The sequence below is a fragment of the Actinomadura rupiterrae genome (assembly GCF_024172125.1).
Classification (GTDB): domain Bacteria; phylum Actinomycetota; class Actinomycetes; order Streptosporangiales; family Streptosporangiaceae; genus Spirillospora; species Spirillospora rupiterrae.
The window spans coordinates 227,180-242,468 of the sequence record NZ_JAMZEA010000001.1 but is presented as its reverse complement, the minus strand read 5'-3'; the positions used below and the strand labels follow the sequence as shown (position 1 = coordinate 242,468).

At 70.9% G+C, this 15,289-nt stretch carries 18 protein-coding genes; 8 read left to right on the top strand and 10 right to left on the bottom strand.

Translation table 11 applies throughout. The annotated features are described in order from the left end of the window. Positions 1-276 precede the first annotated feature (276 nt). On the top strand, positions 277-645 hold the full coding sequence (locus FHU30_RS01145) for a hypothetical protein (RefSeq protein WP_253870315.1): 369 nt from the start codon (positions 277-279) through the stop codon (positions 643-645). Between the two features lie 15 nt (positions 646-660). Here the strand turns inward: FHU30_RS01145 and FHU30_RS01140 are convergent, their stop codons facing one another. The 3 genes from FHU30_RS01140 to FHU30_RS01130 all read right to left on the bottom strand — a co-directional run bounded on the left by FHU30_RS01140 (position 661) and on the right by FHU30_RS01130 (position 3,213). Beyond that, positions 661-1,245 (bottom strand): HD domain-containing protein, encoded by a 585-nt coding sequence (locus FHU30_RS01140; RefSeq protein WP_253870314.1) that lies wholly within the window; start codon positions 1,243-1,245, stop codon positions 661-663. A 368-nt stretch (positions 1,246-1,613) separates the two neighbouring features. After that, complete coding sequence (locus FHU30_RS01135) at positions 1,614-2,231, bottom strand: TetR family transcriptional regulator C-terminal domain-containing protein (RefSeq protein ID WP_253870312.1); 618 nt, start codon at positions 2,229-2,231, stop codon at positions 1,614-1,616. 55 nt (positions 2,232-2,286) lie between these two features. Continuing rightward, complete coding sequence (locus FHU30_RS01130) at positions 2,287-3,213, bottom strand: GNAT family N-acetyltransferase (protein ID WP_253870311.1); 927 nt, start codon at positions 3,211-3,213, stop codon at positions 2,287-2,289. A gap of 49 nt (positions 3,214-3,262) precedes the next feature. On the opposite strand from FHU30_RS01130, the gene FHU30_RS01125 reads away from it, so the two are divergent. Further along, entirely contained in the window at positions 3,263-3,847 is a 585-nt protein-coding gene (locus FHU30_RS01125; protein ID WP_253870308.1) for a TetR/AcrR family transcriptional regulator, read from the top strand. Positions 3,848-3,907: 60 nt separating this feature from the next. Here the strand turns inward: FHU30_RS01125 and FHU30_RS01120 are convergent, their stop codons facing one another. After that, positions 3,908-4,387 (bottom strand): Lrp/AsnC family transcriptional regulator, encoded by a 480-nt coding sequence (locus FHU30_RS01120; protein WP_253870306.1) that lies wholly within the window; start codon positions 4,385-4,387, stop codon positions 3,908-3,910. A gap of 132 nt (positions 4,388-4,519) precedes the next feature. On the opposite strand from FHU30_RS01120, the gene FHU30_RS01115 reads away from it, so the two are divergent. Next, complete coding sequence (locus FHU30_RS01115) at positions 4,520-5,674, top strand: MFS transporter (RefSeq protein ID WP_253870303.1); 1,155 nt, start codon at positions 4,520-4,522, stop codon at positions 5,672-5,674. 199 nt (positions 5,675-5,873) lie between these two features. On the opposite strand, the gene FHU30_RS01110 is transcribed toward FHU30_RS01115, so the two are convergent. Next, positions 5,874-6,890, bottom strand: a complete 1,017-nt coding sequence (locus FHU30_RS01110) for an LLM class flavin-dependent oxidoreductase (RefSeq protein WP_253870300.1) — start codon at positions 6,888-6,890, stop codon at positions 5,874-5,876. A gap of 75 nt (positions 6,891-6,965) precedes the next feature. On the opposite strand from FHU30_RS01110, the gene FHU30_RS01105 reads away from it, so the two are divergent. Then, a complete protein-coding gene (locus FHU30_RS01105; RefSeq protein ID WP_253870297.1) occupies positions 6,966-7,538 on the top strand; it encodes a TetR/AcrR family transcriptional regulator in 573 nt (190 codons plus the stop codon). A gap of 157 nt (positions 7,539-7,695) precedes the next feature. Beyond that, entirely contained in the window at positions 7,696-8,478 is a 783-nt protein-coding gene (locus tag FHU30_RS01100; protein WP_253870294.1) for an SDR family oxidoreductase, read from the top strand. Between the two features lie 71 nt (positions 8,479-8,549). Here FHU30_RS01100 and FHU30_RS01095 read toward each other — a convergent pair whose 3' ends face one another. Both FHU30_RS01095 and FHU30_RS01090 read right to left on the bottom strand, forming a co-directional pair. Then, a complete protein-coding gene (locus tag FHU30_RS01095) occupies positions 8,550-8,870 on the bottom strand; it encodes a DMT family transporter (RefSeq protein WP_253870291.1) in 321 nt (106 codons plus the stop codon). Position 8,871: 1 nt separating this feature from the next. Beyond that, a complete protein-coding gene (locus FHU30_RS01090; protein ID WP_253870289.1) occupies positions 8,872-9,519 on the bottom strand; it encodes an FMN-dependent NADH-azoreductase in 648 nt (215 codons plus the stop codon). A gap of 99 nt (positions 9,520-9,618) precedes the next feature. On the opposite strand from FHU30_RS01090, the gene FHU30_RS01085 reads away from it, so the two are divergent. Beyond that, a complete protein-coding gene (locus tag FHU30_RS01085) occupies positions 9,619-10,629 on the top strand; it encodes a TetR/AcrR family transcriptional regulator (protein ID WP_253870287.1) in 1,011 nt (336 codons plus the stop codon). A gap of 12 nt (positions 10,630-10,641) precedes the next feature. On the opposite strand, the gene FHU30_RS01080 is transcribed toward FHU30_RS01085, so the two are convergent. From FHU30_RS01080 to FHU30_RS01070, 3 genes are all read right to left on the bottom strand, one after another. After that, a complete protein-coding gene (locus FHU30_RS01080; RefSeq protein WP_253870285.1) occupies positions 10,642-11,109 on the bottom strand; it encodes an NUDIX hydrolase in 468 nt (155 codons plus the stop codon). A 178-nt stretch (positions 11,110-11,287) separates the two neighbouring features. Beyond that, complete coding sequence (locus FHU30_RS01075; protein WP_253870282.1) at positions 11,288-11,923, bottom strand: DUF47 domain-containing protein; 636 nt, start codon at positions 11,921-11,923, stop codon at positions 11,288-11,290. Between the two features lie 7 nt (positions 11,924-11,930). Further along, the gene (locus FHU30_RS01070; protein ID WP_253870279.1) at positions 11,931-12,938 is read right to left on the bottom strand and encodes an inorganic phosphate transporter; all 1,008 of its coding nucleotides are present in this window, start codon (positions 12,936-12,938) and stop codon (positions 11,931-11,933) included. Positions 12,939-13,033: 95 nt separating this feature from the next. Here FHU30_RS01070 and FHU30_RS01065 point away from each other — a divergent pair, with 95 nt between their 5' ends. Together FHU30_RS01065 and FHU30_RS01060 are read left to right on the top strand one after the other, a co-directional pair. Then, a complete protein-coding gene (locus FHU30_RS01065; RefSeq protein WP_253870276.1) occupies positions 13,034-14,146 on the top strand; it encodes a pyridoxal-phosphate-dependent aminotransferase family protein in 1,113 nt (370 codons plus the stop codon). A gap of 29 nt (positions 14,147-14,175) precedes the next feature. Next, on the top strand, positions 14,176-15,105 hold the full coding sequence (locus FHU30_RS01060; protein ID WP_253870274.1) for a LysR family transcriptional regulator: 930 nt from the start codon (positions 14,176-14,178) through the stop codon (positions 15,103-15,105). Positions 15,106-15,289 lie beyond the last annotated feature (184 nt).

Sequence of the window (15,289 nt, the reverse complement as noted above, 5' to 3'; positions counted from 1 at the left end):
CGCCCTCCCACCGGCCCGCGCCCCACCCCGCCCTCCACGCACCTCCCCGCCGCTCTTCGCACCTTCGCGTCGCCCTTCACGCACGTTCGCGCCGCGCCTAACCTTCCGATGCCTCCGCCCGCCTTCGGTCCCAGCGAGGCCGAAGGCTACGCCCAGCCGCTCCCGCGCCATGCGCCCGCGACGAGTTATCCACAGCTTGCGCCTCGGCTTGTGATCAGTTCTCGCCGTCCCGGATGATCGGTTCAAGTACAGTCCGTGACGAAGGGACCACAAGTCATGCATCTCGCTCAGGTATGGCCGCTCATCGCGTCGGCCGTGGCCATCATCGGCGTCATCTTCCGCCAGATGGGCCTGTTCCGCTCCGAGCTCACCGCCCGCATCGACGGCGTCGCCACCAGGCTCGACGCCAAGATCGACGGCGTCAGCACCGGCCTCAACACCAAGATCGATGGCGCCCGTGCGGAACTGGACGCCAAGATCGACGGCACCAACGCCCGCCTCGACGGCCTCCGCGCGGAGATGAGCGCGAAGTTCGACGGTCTGCGCAACGAGATCCTGACGGCTGTCAAACCGATGGCCAACACCGTCGAACGCCTCGACCACGACCTCCGCGACCACCTGAAATCCCAGCACGGCTCCGGATAGCGGACGTGAGTCAGGTCAAGACTCGGTGCTGTCGTCGCTGAGGGCGCGGAAGGCCCAGTCGAGCGTGCCGGTCTCCATGGCCTGATGGGCTAGCCGCTTGGCCGACTCTGTCCGGAGCTGGGCCAGGGAGCTCTCGATCCACGGCTTGATGTTCCGGTTGCCCTGGTCGCCGTACTCGATGGCCTGGATCAGGCATTCGAGCTTGTCCGCGTCACGCGCGCAGACTGCTTCGAGGCTTTCCTTGCCTTCGTACTCGTCCACCGCTCCGGTGATGAGCCTGGCGACCACGTCCGGGAGGCCCTGCATCTGGTGCGCGGTGACGTGCTCGTTGGACGCCTTGGTGACGTACGGCTTGGCCAAGTAGGGAAGGTCGGTGAGGCGCGTCTCCTGGCTGTCATGAAACAGGCTGAGCAACGCGGCACGTTCCGGGTCGGCGCCTTCCAGCGCCGCCAGCACGCTCGCAAGAACGGCGGCACGAAACGAATGATCGGCGATGCTCTCCGGATCCGCGACCCCCGCGACCAGCCACCCCGTCCGCTTGTACCGCTTCAGCAGCCCCATCTCAAAAACGAACCCCGCCAACTGCTCAGTCTCATCCATCTCAACCCCTCCTCCACCCACCTACCCTGACGCACAACCGCCCCCAACGACGGCCCGCCCACCCACGTCCCCACGCACCCCCTACCCACGCGCCCCCGCCCGCCCCGCGCGCTGGCGTCCTGCGTGCTGGCGTCCCTGCGCCCCCGCGGCCAAGGGCGCCAGCGTTCAAGGCTGCGCGTGTCCAACCATGTGCGCTCTCAAGCCACGCCTGTCCACGAATACAGGTGTCCCGACGCGCGCGTAACCCGGCGTCCCGACGCGCGTGACCCGCGTGCGTGACCCAGCGTGCGGGGCGTGGTGGGTGTTGGCGGGGTTGGGGTGGTGGTTGTGCTGGGAGGGGCGTGTTTGGTGGATGGGGGTTGGGGTGGTCAGGGGTGGGTTAGGAAGGGGGTTAGGGCGCGGCGGGCTTTGGTGGGGGCCTGGGGGTCGTCCAGGCGGAGGGCGGTGTTGGTGGCGTTGAGGATGGCGTCGATCTGGAAGGCGGCCAGGTCGGGGTCCTGGGGGGCGATCTGCTTGCCGGTCATGGCGTGGCGGAGTTCGGTGGCGATGAGGGACTGCCAGTCGCGGCGCTGGTCGGCGAGGGCGTCGCGGACGGGGCCGGGGCGGCTGTCGAAGTCGGGGAGGTTCGCCGCCCAGAAGCAGCCGCCGGTGAACAGCGGCTTCTCGGCGTAGGCGATCCAGTTCTCGATGAGGGCGTTCAGGCGCGCGACGCCGTGCGGCTCGGACTGCGCCGGCCGGACGACCGCGTCGACGAACAGGTCGCGGGCCGCCTCGACCGTGGCCAGGTGCAGGTTCTCCTTCGTCCTGAAGAGGGTCTGGATGCCGCTCTTGCTCAGGTCGAGGTCGGTGGCGAGGCGGCCGAGGCTGAGGCCGTTGAGGCCCTCCAGCGAGGCGACGTCAACGGCGTGCCGGGTGATGGCGCGCCGGGACCGGGCGCCGCGCAGCAGGCGTCCGTCGGTCACGGCCGGGTCGGGGTTGTCGCTCATCGCCCTTCATCGTGCCATACGGCGGACGCTTCTACGTGCGATCGACCGTATGGTTTTACGGGAGGTCGTTCCAGGCCATCGAGCTCATGCGCCAGCCCTTGGGGGTGCGGACGAACTGGGTGGTCTTCCGGCCTCTCGTGTGGAAACGCTCGCCGTCCCGGATGCCCGACTTCTCGTAGACGCTGAAGCGCTGCGCCACCGAGCCGAGGATCTCCGTCCGCGAGGCGACCTCCCATTCGGAGAACTCGGTGAGCGTCCCGTCCGTGAGCATCCGCTCGCGCGGCGCGATGAAGGACTCCAGGTCGTGGACCAGGGGCTCCGGGCCGGCGTTGCTGATGATCATGCCCTGCGGGATGAACAGGTCGCGGATGACGCCGACGTTCGGCGCCCGGCCGCCGGTGTTGGTGAAGGCGTCCAGGCACGTGCGCATGAGGCCGTCCAGCTCGGCCTTGATCGCGGCGTCCTGGCCGGGCGCGCGCGAGGACGCCGTCCACTCGTCAGCGGTGACGGCCCAGAGCTGCTCGTCCTGGCGCGTCATGCCGAGGCGTTCGGCGACGTTGATGCTGCGGACGTTGTCCGGCAGCGTCCGCCAATCGGCACGGGCCATGCCGCGCTCGCCGAACGCCCAGTCCAGCATCAACCGGACGACCTGGGCGATCAGCCCGTTGCCCTCGGCCGCGGGTTCGAGCCAGCAGCCGACCTCGCAGGCGCCGGACGCGGTGTCGAAGGAGACGAACATCGCGCCGCCGACGAGGACGCCGTCCAGCCAGATGCCGTACAGGCGGCGCTCGTCGGCCGCCGCGCCGCCCGCGTAGCGGCGGAGCACCTCGCGCGCTCCGTCCAGGTCGGAGACCACGAAGCTTGCGCCGACCCACGGGCTGATGTGCGCGCGGGCCCGGTCCTGGTGGGCCAGGAACTCCGCGGCGTGATGCGGTTCGAGCGCGCGGACCTCGGCGTCGGCGCGCAGCGGGATGGCGAGCAAGGACCCTCCGATTCACATAACGGACGTTCTGGGAACGTACTCTGTCCGCATGCCGCGCCACAAGGGAGACCACGACGCCCGCCGCCGGGACGTGTCCGCGGCCGTCTGGCGCGTCCTCGCCGAGCACGGCTTCGGCGGGCTGACGCTGCGCGCGGTCGCCGCCGAGATGGGTGCGACGACCGGCCTGGTCACGCACTACTTCGGCAGCAAGCAGGAGCTCGTGGAGCACGCGCTCGCGCTGCTGGAAGAGCGGCGCGAGGCGCGTCCGAGACCGGAGGCGCCCGAGGGGCTGAGCGGGCTGCGCGCCCTCATCGCGGACGTCCTTCCGCTGACGCCGCAGGCCGCCGCCAGCAACCGGATCTGGGTCAGCTCATGGGACGCGGCGCTTGGCGCCAAGGAACTCGCGGCGGGACATGGCGTCCGCTACGCGCGGGCGCGCGAGCGAATCCGCCACCACGTGCAGGCCGCCCAGCGTTTGGGCGAGATCCCCGAATCCGATCCGGACGATGTGGCGGCGAGCATCAACTCGTTCGTCCTCGGACTCATCGTCCAAGCCCTGTTCGACGCGGAGGCGTTCCCACCAGAACGCCAACTCCACCTACTCGACGCCTTCCTGAAAACCCTCACCTCCTAAGCCCCTGGTGCCCGGCCTGCGGGCTCGTTCGTCCGGCTTACGCGGCCCTGGTGTCCAGGCCTAGCGGGACCAGCCTTTGGACGGTGTTACGGGGCGCGACTCAGCAGGGCGGGGGTCTACCGTCGCGGCCTCGTAGGGGGTGGACAGGACGATGTGGCTGTTCATCTCGCCCTGCTCGCCCAGGCGCTCGAACAGGCCCTCCAGGTGCGGGAACGAGGCGACGCGCACCTTCAGCATCGTGCACCACGCGCCGCTCAGCTTGTGGATCTCGACGACCTCGGGGAGGTCCTCGGCCGTCGTGGTCTTGAGCAGGCAGCGGCCCGGCGTGCAGCGCATCTGGACGAAGGCGGTGAGCGGGAGGCCGACGGCGGCGGGGTCCACCTCGGCGCGGTAGCCGGTGATCACGCCGGACTCCTCCAGCCGGCGGACGCGCTCGGCGACGGCGGGCGGCGACAGGTTCACGCGCGCGGCGAGGCGGTTGAAGGACAGCCTCCCGTCCGCCTGGAGCTCGGCGATGATCCGCTGGTCGGTCTGGTCCACCTGCCGACTCCCGTTCCTGGTTCGACCGGAAGGCGCTTCCGGCGGAAGACCTTCCAAACTAACGGCGAGTCGGGACGAACGCCATTGAACGCCCATTCAACGCAAGGCCCGGCTTTCCTAGCGTTCTGGGGCATGACGCGGATGATCGGGTTGTGCGCGGGCGTGGCGCTGATGAGCGCGACGATGGCGGTGGCGAGCACGGCCAGCACGCTGGTCGCGGGGGACCACCTCGGGACGGGCTGGGGAGCGGTCCCGCCCACGGCGGACGTGATCGGGACGGGTGCGGGCGCGATCCTGCTGACGCGGCTGTTCCGGCGCTACGACCGGCGCACGGTGCTGGGGGCCGGCTATGCGGTGGCGGCGTTCAGCGGTGCGTTGGGCGCTGTCGCGGCCGTCCAGGGGAATGTTCCTGTGCTGACCTTGGCGATGCTGTTGCTCGGTCTAGGGAACGCCGCTGCGCAGCTGTCGCGCTATGCGGCGGCGGAGCTGTATCCACAGGATCGGCGCGGGTTTGCGATCGGGCTGGTGGTGTGGTCGGCGGCGGCCGGAGCGGTCGGCGGGCCACTGCTGCTCGGACCGTCCGGACGGCTCGGAAGCGCGTTCGGGACGACCGCGCTGGCCGGCCCGTTCGTCTTCGCGGCGGTCACGGCCGTGATCGCCGGGCTTGCGATGACCGGTCGGCGCCTCGGCGTGGAGGACGCCGCCCCGAGCGTCCCGCTGCGGACGCTGTTCGCCCTCCCGTCCGCGCGCACGGCCCTTCCTGTGATGGTGACGGCGCAGGTCGTCATGTTCGGCGTGATGACGGCCGCGCCGCTCGACATGCACATGCATGGTGACGGCCTGGGCGCGGTAGGGGAGACGCTCGCCGCGCACACGCTAGGCATGTTCGCCCTGTCGCCACTCACCGGACGAGCCGTCGACCGCTTCGGCGCATGGCCGGTCACTCGCGGAGGGCTGGTCGTGCTCGTCGTCTCTACCGGAATCGCGGGAATCCTTCCGGACGCGCGCATGCTCGCGCTGTTCCTACTGGGGTACGGCTGGAACCTGTGCTTCGTAGGTGGCAGCGCCCTGCTCGCTACCGGGCTGCCTTCTGCTGAGAGCGCTCGCCTAGAGGGCGCAGTGGACGCGGCTGTCTGGTCGCTCGCCGCTATCGCGTCCCTGCTTTCGACGGTCGTCCTCGCGCACGCGGGCGCACGAGCACTCGCCATTGGCGCAGGTTCGTTGGCGCTGATCGTCCTCGCCGCCCAGCAGGCGAGCCGAAGGCCCGCAAGCCTGCCCAGCCGCTGACAGCTGCGAGAAGGCTCGCAAGCTTGCCCGGCCGATGACAGCTGCGAGAAGGCCCGCAAGCTTGCCCAGCCCTGACCGCTGAGCGAAGGTCCGCAGGCGTGCCTAGCGGTTGACGGTTGCGCGACGTGTCCGGCCGCTGACGGGGGCGAGGGGTGGCGCGAGCGTGCGCAGCCGCGGACAGCTGGTCGTCTTGGCTTATTCAGTGGGTGGTGCGGAGGCCTGCGAGTGCGGCGAGGCGCTGGTGGGATTCCAGGCGGGCGGCGCGGTCGTAGGTGCTGGTGTGGACGAGGAACTCGTCCGCGCGCGTGCGCGTGAGGAGACGGTTCAGTTCGTCCGCCACCTGCTCCTCCGTGCCGTGCACGTGGCCGCGCATGGAATCGTCGAAGATGCGGCGCTGCCGGTCTGTCATGGACAGTGACTCGATGCGCGAGGCGGGAATGAGTGGCGGGAACTCGCCGTGCGTTCGCGAGTAGGCGTTCGCCCACGCCTCTGGGACGAGCATCCGCCGCGCCTCTTCCGTGGTGTCGGCTATGGCGACAGTCCCGGACACGATGACGTACGGCTCGTCCTCCTGTACGGAGGGACGGAACGCGTCGCGGTATCGCTCGATCGCGGCGACCATGGCGTCCTCGCCTCGTGCGGGCGCGATGACGAGCGGCAGGCCGAGCTGTGCGGCGAGGTCCGCGCCTTGCCCGGTGGCCAGGACGAACGCGGGCACCCGTAGTCCTTCGGCGGGGAACGCGTGCACGCCTGGATGGACGTCCTGCTCCCCGCTGAAATAGCCGAGCAGCTCGTGCACCTGCGCGGGGAAGTCGGCAGCGTCCTCGCGGTCGTGGCCCAGCGCGCGCCGGACGCCGCCCGTGAAACCGACAGAGCGTCCTAGGCCCATGTCGATGCGGTCGGGGTAGAGGGACGCGAGCACACCGAACTGCTCGGCGACTATGAGCGGACGGTGGTTAGGGAGCATCACACCGCCCGTCCCCACGCGCACGCGCGAGGTCGCCGCCGCGACCGCCGCCGCAAGGACGGTCGGCGCGGACCCGGCCACGCCCGGGACGCCATGGTGCTCGGCCACCCAGAACCGATGAAAGCCCAGCTCCTCGGCCTGCTGGGCGAACGCGACGGTGTCCCGGACCGCCCTGGACGGCTCCTCGCCCTCGCGTGTCCGGGAACGGTCCAGGACCGACCAGCCGATGCCGCGCAGTGGATCACTCACGTCCAGCACAACGCCGACATGCCCAGGACATTCCTGTATTTGACTTCGGGGTCCAGAAATGGTTGGGTCGAGAGCGTGGGGAGACCGAAGAAGTTCGATCCGGACGTCGCCGTCGGGCAGGCGATGGACGTCTTCTGGAGCAAGGGGTACGGAGCGACGACGCCGAACGACCTCGTCGTCGCGCTCGGCATCGGCAAGGGCAGCCTGTACCACGCGTTCGGCAGCAAGCACGCCCTGTTCGAGAAGGCGCTGGAGCGCTACCGCGACGACCAGGCCGCCGGGCTGATCGACCTCCTCGACCGTCCCGGCGCGGTGAAGGAGCGGCTGCGCACCGCTCTGGAGTTCATCGTCGCGGCGAACGTGGCCGACCCGCGCGGCTGCATGGTGGTGAACACGGCGACCGAACTGGGCAACGAGGATCCGGCTCTCGGCGAGCAGGTCCGCCGCCAGTTCGGACGCACCCAGTCGGCGTTCCGCGCCGCCATCGAAGAAGGGCAGCGCTCCGGGGAGATCGACCCGGGCCGCGACCCCGAAGCCCTCAGCTACATGATCCTGAGCACCGTGCTCGGTTTGCAGGTCCTCGCCCGCGCAGGCAAGGGTCCCGACCGGATGAACCAGGTGGTCGACGGCCTGATCGACTCCCTATGACCAAGGGCGCGCCGTGAAGAGAACGGCATCGCCGGGTAGGCGGTGCCGCGAGATGAGCGGTAGCACAACCTAACGGCAGTACGAGGCCGGCGTCTGGCAGCGTCGGCCCCTCTTATACGCAAATTTTGTACCTCCAGGTCAAGAAAGGGTTCCACTCATGGATCTCGCACTTTCCGGCAAGACCGCCGTCGTCACCGGGGCCAGCCGCGGCATCGGCCTCGCGACCGTCCGCGCGCTGGTGGCCGAGGGCGTCACCGTCGCCGGCGCCGCCCGGACGATCACTCCCGAGCTGAAGGAGACTGGCGCGGTCACCATCGCCGTCGACCTCTCCACGGACGCGGGCGCCCGCGACCTCGCCGACCGCGCCACCGCCGAACTCGGCGGGGTCGACCTGCTCGTCAACAACGTCGGCGCCGGCGACGGCGTCGAGGTGCACGGCTTCCTCGACGTGTCCGAGGAGGAGTGGCAGGCCAACCTCGACATCACCCTGCTCAGCGCCGTCCGGGTGACCCGCGCGCTCATGCCGTCCGTGCTGGAGCGGCGCGGCTCGGTCGTCAACGTCTCGTCCATCGGCGCCCGACTGCCCGCCACCGGCCCGGTCGGCTACACCGTCGCGAAGGCGGGCCTCACCGCGCTCACCAAGGTCCTGGCCGAGGAGTTCGGCCCGCAGGGCGTCCGCGTGAACACCGTCTCGCCCGGCCCCGTCCGCACCGCGATCTGGGAGGACCCGGACGGCTTCGGCGCCCGGCTGGCCGAGTCCTTCGACGTCCCGCACGCCGACTTCCTCGCCCAGGTCCCCGCGACCCTCGGCATGACCACCGGCCGCATCACCGAGCCCGAGGAAGTGGCCGCCCTCATCACCTTCCTCCTCTCGGACATCGCCACCAGCATCACCGGCTCCGACCACCTCATCGACGGCGGCATAGTCAAAACCACCTGACCCACCCCCCAAACACCCCGCGGCCAGCCCCACCGCCCCACGGCGAGGGCTGGGCGGCTGGGGTGGGGTGGTTAGTCGGGGTTGGTGATGCGGGCTAGGACGACGCCGCCGATGATCAGGGCTAGGGCGGCTAGGCGGCCGGCGGAGAGTGGGTCGCGTTGGACGGTGATGCCTAGCGCGATGGCGCCGACCGCGCCTATGCCGGTGAAGACGGCGTAGGCGGTGCCGACCGGTAGGCCGCGCATGGCCAGTGACAGTAGGAAGATCGACGCCGCACCCAGCAGGAAGCAGAGCAGGGTGGGCAGCGGGCGGGTGAAGTTCTCCGTCGGGCGGATGCTCTGCGAGAACGCGATCTCCACCAGCCCGGCGAGGCCGAGGAACAGCCAGTTCACGTCAGTATTCCTTGGCGAGGGTTCGGGCGGTGTGCAGGGCGGCGGCGAGCGACTCCTCGTGCTTGCCGCGCAGGCCGGCCAGCGCCGGGTCGAGGCGGGCGTTGACCAGTTCGGCGTGGACGAAGACCGTGTCGTCCACGCTGAAGTGGCCCTTGAAGAAGTCGCGCAGGTAGCGCTCCTGGTAGTCGAACGGCTCCCGGGGCGTCCCGGGGCCGTAGGCGCCGCCCCGCGCGGACGCCACGACGAACCGGCGGGGCGCGAGCGAGATGCGCGGGAACGTCACCTGGTCGAGCCACGCCTTGAGCGCGGACGGGACGGAGTAGTTGTACATCGGCGTCGCGATGAGGATCACGTCCGCCGCGAGCACCTCGTCCAGCAGTGGCTCGAGGATCGCCCACGCCTCGCGCTGGGCGGGCGTCCGGACGGCCTCGCGCAGCCGCGCGGGGTCGGTGATCTGGTGTTCGAGCGCGTAGTCGCACAGCTCGGTCCACGCCTCGGTGATGTGCGGGACGGGCTCGGCCGCCAGGTCGCGCAGGACGTACGGCTTGTCCGGGTGGGCCTCGCGCCAGGCGGTGGCGAACTCGTCGCCGACCCGGCGGCTGAACGAGTCGCGGCGGGCGCTGGCGGTGAGGTGCAGCAACGACGTCATGGAGGACTCCTCGATTAAGTGGACGCTCTGTCCGGTTGAGACGCTAGGCGATAACCGGACGGCTTGTCCACTTATTCCGCGATGGGCTAGGGTCCAGCCATGAACCTGCTCGTCGACCAGCCGGAACGTCCCCGCGAGCGGGCGGACGCCGCCCGTAACCGGGTGCGGGTCCTCACGGCCGCCGCCGACCTGTTCGCCGCCCGCGACCCGCGCGCGGTCACCATGGACGACATCGCCAAGGCCGCCGGCGTGGGCCGGGGCACCCTCTACCGCCGCTTCCCGGACGTCGCGTCCATCGCGCGCGCCCTCCTCGACGAGCACGAACGCGCCCTACAGGAGCGGCTCCTCCGCGGCGACCCGCCGCTGGGCCCCGGCGCGCCTCCCGCCGAACGCCTCGCCGCCTTCTACGCCGCCATGGTCGACCTTCTGGACACGCACACGTCGCTGGTCCTCGGCGCCGAAACCGGCCCGCGCCGCTTCGAGACCGGCGCCTACGGCTTCTGGCGCGCCCACGTCCGATCCCTGATCATCCAAGCCACCCAGACAAATGCCGCTGTCCGGACCGAACACCACGCCAACCCTGATGGCCCCGCGCCAGCCAAAGCCCCCACCCGCGGCGAGACTTCCGGTCGCGGCGAGTCCTCCGGTCGCGGCGAGTCCTCCGGTCGCGGCGAGTCCTCCGGTCGCGCCGAGTCCTCCGGTCGCGCCGAGGGTCTCGCGCGCGCTGAGGCGGCCGCTTCTGCGGGAACGTCCGCGGGTGCTGAGGTGCGCGGACGAGGCGACGGGCGCGCTGACGCCGGCAGTTCGGCGTCTGCACAAGCTCCTGCTTCCGCCGAGGCGATCGCTCGGGCTGGGAGTTCTGCTCGCGCAGAAGCCTCGGATCGCGCTGAGGGCCTTGGGCGGGTTGAGGCTTCTGGAGGCGTTGACGGGACGGCTCGGGCGCGGCGTGCGGGGGGTGTTCGGGGTGGGGCGGGGGATCCGGATGTGTTGGCGGACTTGTTGTTGGCGCCGCTTGCTTCGGAGTTGTTCGTGCGGTTGCGGGCTGATGGTCACACGACGGACGAGATCCGCGAGAACCTTGCTGAGCTGGCCTTTCGGGTTCTGGGGTAGGCGGTTGAGCGGCTAGCGGGAGTTGAGGAGCGGGGCGATGGCCTGGAGGAGGTGGGGTGGTTCGACGGCGTCCAGGGCGTCGATCTCGGTGGGGGAGAGCCAGGCCATGCCGAGGAAGGTGTCGTCCTCTTCGGGGGTGAAGGCGGTCGGGCCGACGTCCGGGGTGTCCTCGAAGCGGGCGAGGAAGAACGGCTCGGTCTTGACGTAGCGCGTGCCGAGCCAGACGAAGTCCCGTTGGACGGGTACGGACCCGTCCTGGACGGACGAACCGGGCAGGCCCGTCTCCTCGTGCAGCTCGCGCCGCGCGGCCTCGATGTCGGACTCGCCCGGGTCCACGCCGCCGCCCGGCGGCTCCCAGAACACGCGGGCGTTGTGCGGGTCGTGCCAGTTCATCAGCAGGACGCGGCCCGCGCCGTCCACGCAGATGACGCGGACGGCCGGACGCGCCGACCACTCCTCGGGCTCGTACCGCTCAGCCATCGTCCACCCCAAATCTCACAACAATGCGCTCAGTCTGTTTCAAGGCGTCCGGCGTCCGCTGTCCGTGTTGGTGCTCGTGGGCTTCGATGCGCCGTGTCGGTGTCTGCTTCGGTTGCCTCGGTGGGCTGATGCCAGGGCGGGGTCCTGGGGGTTAGTGCCAGGGCGGGGTCCTGGGGGGTTAGTGCCAGCGTTTCATGGTGCCGTCCATGATGGCGTCGGCTGAGTCGCAGATGTGCTGGCCTACGAGTTCGAGGCGGCGGACGAGTTCGCGTTCCTTCATGGTGTCGGTGGTCATCGCGCCGTCGAGGACGCGTGCGATCTCGTACTGGTAGAGCCGGCGGAGGGCTCCGCCGGCTTTGCGGGCCTCCAGGGCGGAGCGGGCTGCGCGCGGGGGTTCTTCGACCAGGTCGCGGGTGGCGGCGTCCAGAGCGGTGACGCCGGCGAGGACGCGTTCCAGCATGGGGCCCAGCCGCCGCTGCTCCGGGACCCGGTACAGGTGCGACTCGCGGACGAAGTCGCGCAGCGTGTCGAGGACGTCGTCGATGGAGCGGGACAGGCGGAACAGGTCCTCGCGGTCGATCGGGGTGACGAGCGCGGACGACAGGCGGGCCACGAAGTCCGCGCGGCAGGTGTCGCCGCGGTGCTCGATCCGGCGCATCCGGGCGCGGGCCTCGGCGCGCGAGACCGAGCCGTCCACCATGGCGGCGGCGACCCGGGCGCCGTCGGTGGTGGCGCGCAGCTGGCCGCGCAGCGCGTCCTGGAGGCCGGTGTCCATCCGTCCGCTGACCAGGCCGAACAGGCGCCGCATCCGCATCACTTCCTCATCTCAGCAGGGCTCCTCCGGCGGCGGCGAGGGCGACGCTCGCGGGGAGGGTGAGGAGCCAGGCGGCGGCGAGCCGGGCCGCGGCCTGCCAGCGGACGCGGCCCGCCCCGGACGCGACGCCCGCGCCGACCAGGCCGCCCGCGACCGACTGCGTCATGCTCACCGGGACGCCGAGCGCCGCGCTGCCCAGCACGGCGAACGAACCGGACACCTCCGACGCCACCGCCTGCACCGGACGGACCGCGACGAGCTGCCCGCCGAGCGTCCGTCCGGCGCGCGGCAGCCCGTACAGCGCGCCCAAAGCGAACAGGGCGGTGGCGAGCGCGAAGCTCCAAACGGGGAGCCGAGCCGCGGACGTTCCCAACCCCAAGGCCAGCACTGCGAACATCTTCTGCCCGTCGTTCGCCGCATAGGCCGCGCACTGGACGGCGAAACCCGCCATGTGCGCGCGCACGAGCGGCCCGCCGGTCGGCAGCCGCCGCAAAAGGCGCACCACCCCCAGCGCCAGCACCCCTCCGACCAGCGGCGCGGCCATTCCGAGCGATAGAACGGTACCGACCCGTCCAAACGAAACGGGCAGGCCGGCGCCGAGCCCGGCGCCCGTCAACCCGCCGACCGTCGCCAGCGTCAGGCTCGTCGGACGGCCCGCCTGAGTGAGCGCCGAAGTCACCGCCAATGCCGTGACCACCCCGACCAGAACGGCCGAATGAGCGGACGAGTTCGGCGCGAAATCAACGAGGTGTTCGGTGAACGTCGCGGCGACGGAAGTCCCAACAAGCAGCGGAACGGCGATCAGTGACGCGCACAGCAGCACCAATGCGGGACCGGTGCGGGGCGCCGGGAGTTTCAGACCCGAGGCGAGCAGCGCGCCGCCGTCGTTCGCGCCGGTGACCAGGCAGAACAGCGCCGCGGCGACGAGCAGCGCGGGATCCGTGGCGGCCTCCGGAAGGGGAATCGAACGGGCGGTGAACGGCGGGAGATCTCCCAGTGTGCGGTCATTGCACAACCCCGGTGCGAGGTGGGGCAATAAGCAAAGGGCTATGAGGGGTATGGGGAAACGGCTCTGGCCGCGCGCCGCGCCCGTCGTTAGCGTCCGGTGCCGTGGACGACGAACTGATCCTGCTGAACCCCGGGCCCGCCTGCACCTCCCAGCGGGTGAAGGACGCGCTGCTCCGGGGCGACCTGTGCCACCGCGAACCCGAGTTCGGCGAGCTGCTCGCCAAGATCCGCGCGGACCTGCCGCGCGCGCTGGGCCTGACCGCCCACGAGGCGCTGCTGGTGACCGGGTCCGGCACCTCGGCGATGGAGATGGCCGTGATCAGCTCGGTCCGCGCGGGCCGGGAGATCCTGGTCGTGGACAACGGCGTCTACGGCGACCGGCTGCTGAAGATCGCGCGGGCGAACGGCATCACCGCGCACACCGTCCGCCCGGACGGCGACGACCTCACCCGCTGGACGACCCCGATCGACCCCGAGGCCGTCCGGGCAGCGCTGGAGGAGCATCCTGGCGTGGACGCGGTGGCGGTCGTCCACCACGAGACCACGACCGGGCTGATCAACCCGGTGCGGGCGATCGGCGAGATCGTGAAGGACACCGGCGCGCTGCTGGTCGTGGACGCGATCAGCGCGACGGGCAACGAGGACCAGGACCTAGGCGAGATCCACGCGGACATCGTGTGCGGCACCGCCAACAAGGGCCTGCACGGGCTGCCCGGGATCTCGTTCATCCTGTGCTCCCCGAAGGGAATCGAGCGGATCCAGGAGGTGCCGGCGCGCAGCCTCTACCTGAACGCCGCGTCCTACCTGAAGGGCCAGCGGAACGGGAACGTTCCGTTCACCCCGGCCGTCCAGGTCTGCTACGCGCTGGACGAGGCGATCCAGGAGTACTTCGACCAGGGCGGCTTCGAGGGGCGGACGAAGCTGTACCGCGAGCGGGCCGCGCTGGTGCGCTCCGGTTTCGGACGGCTCGGCCTGGACGTCCTGGTCAAGCCGGAACTGCGGTCCAACTCCGTGACCATGCTTCATCTCCCGGACGCCGTCACGTACGACCGGCTTCATGACGAGCTCAAGCGGCGCGGATACGTCATATACGCCGGTCAGGGAAGTCTTTCGTCCCAGTTCTTCCGAATCTGCACGATGGGGGAGATCCCCTGGCACCGGCTGGAGGAGCTCGAAGGCGCCCTTGACGAATCGATCAGGGCCGCACGAGCCTGACCGGACCCCGCGAGCAAGGAGCCGACCCCGTGCAGCTGAACCTGTACCGCCTCTGGATCTTCATGACGGTCGTGGAGGAGGGCGGGTTCTCCGCCGCCGCCACCAAGCTCTACCTGAGCCAGCCCAGCGTCTCCAACCAGGTCAGGCAGCTGGAGCAGTCGCTGCGCACGACCCTGATCGACCGGTCGGGCGCGCGCATCCGGCTCACCCCGGAGGGCGAGGTGCTGCTGGAGTACGCGCGCCGGGTGTTCCTGCTCGCCGACGAGGCCGTCACCGCGATCCGGCAGGTCAGCGGGTTGCAGAGCGGCACGCTGGTGGCCGGCGGCTCCACCACGGTCGGCACCTACCTGCTGCCGCCGCTGCTCGCCGCGTTCCGCGAGCGGCACCCCGGCATCGAGGTCGGCATCTTCACCGGCAACGCCGAGCAGGTGGAGAAGCGCCTGCTGGACGGCGAGATCGGGGTGGCCGTCCTCGCCGGGACGCCCCGCGCCCCGCAACTGGACGGCGAGCCGATCCTGCAGGACCGGGTCGTCCTGATCACCCCGCCGGACCACCCGCTGGCGGGCGAGCGGACGGTCCGGCCGGAGCAGCTCGCGGACGAGCGGTTCCTGCTCCGCGAGCCCGGCTCGTCCACCCGCGCCGTCCAGGAGGAGGCGCTCGCCGACTGGGGCCTCACCGGCGTCTCGCAGAACGAGGTGTGGGGCCCGGAGACGATCAAGCAGGCGGTCGCGTCCGGCCTCGGCATCTCGCTGGTGTCCGAGCACTGCATCGAGGCCGAGCTCGCCGGGCGCCGGCTCGCCGTCCTGCCCGTCACGCCCGGGCCCGACCCCCGTCCGATCGTGGTCGCGCACCGCCGCGACCGCCTGCTCGGCCCCGCCGAGCAGGAGTTCATCAAGCTCCTCAAGGCCACGCACAGCTGGCCTGCCCCAGCCCACACCCCCCTCCACGCCGTCCGGTGACCCCGCGGCAGGCCACCGACCGGCCCGCGGATCGCGCGGACCGGCACTGACCGGCCGCAGCGGACGCATTCCGGTACGTGCCGGGTCCGTGCGGTTCGTCCGCGGCGGACGCGGCCTGGCTCGCGCCAGGTCCGTTCGTTCGCAACGGACGCGGCCTGGTTCGCGCCGGGTGCGGTTCGTTCGT

Excerpts from the sequence above, each read along its gene's own strand:
- FHU30_RS01145 (WP_253870315.1), top strand. The coding sequence starts at position 277 with ATGCATCTCGCTCAGGTATGGCCGCTCATCGCGTCGGCCGTGGCCATC.
- FHU30_RS01140 (WP_253870314.1), bottom strand. The coding sequence starts at position 1,245 with ATGGATGAGACTGAGCAGTTGGCGGGGTTCGTTTTTGAGATGGGGCTG.
- FHU30_RS01135 (WP_253870312.1), bottom strand. The coding sequence starts at position 2,231 with ATGAGCGACAACCCCGACCCGGCCGTGACCGACGGACGCCTGCTGCGC.
- FHU30_RS01125 (WP_253870308.1), top strand. The coding sequence starts at position 3,263 with ATGCCGCGCCACAAGGGAGACCACGACGCCCGCCGCCGGGACGTGTCC.
- FHU30_RS01115 (WP_253870303.1), top strand. The coding sequence starts at position 4,520 with ATGACGCGGATGATCGGGTTGTGCGCGGGCGTGGCGCTGATGAGCGCG.
- FHU30_RS01100 (WP_253870294.1), top strand. The coding sequence starts at position 7,696 with ATGGATCTCGCACTTTCCGGCAAGACCGCCGTCGTCACCGGGGCCAGC.
- FHU30_RS01090 (WP_253870289.1), bottom strand. The coding sequence starts at position 9,519 with ATGACGTCGTTGCTGCACCTCACCGCCAGCGCCCGCCGCGACTCGTTC.
- FHU30_RS01085 (WP_253870287.1), top strand. The coding sequence starts at position 9,619 with ATGAACCTGCTCGTCGACCAGCCGGAACGTCCCCGCGAGCGGGCGGAC.
- FHU30_RS01080 (WP_253870285.1), bottom strand. The coding sequence starts at position 11,109 with ATGGCTGAGCGGTACGAGCCCGAGGAGTGGTCGGCGCGTCCGGCCGTC.
- FHU30_RS01075 (WP_253870282.1), bottom strand. The coding sequence starts at position 11,923 with ATGCGGATGCGGCGCCTGTTCGGCCTGGTCAGCGGACGGATGGACACC.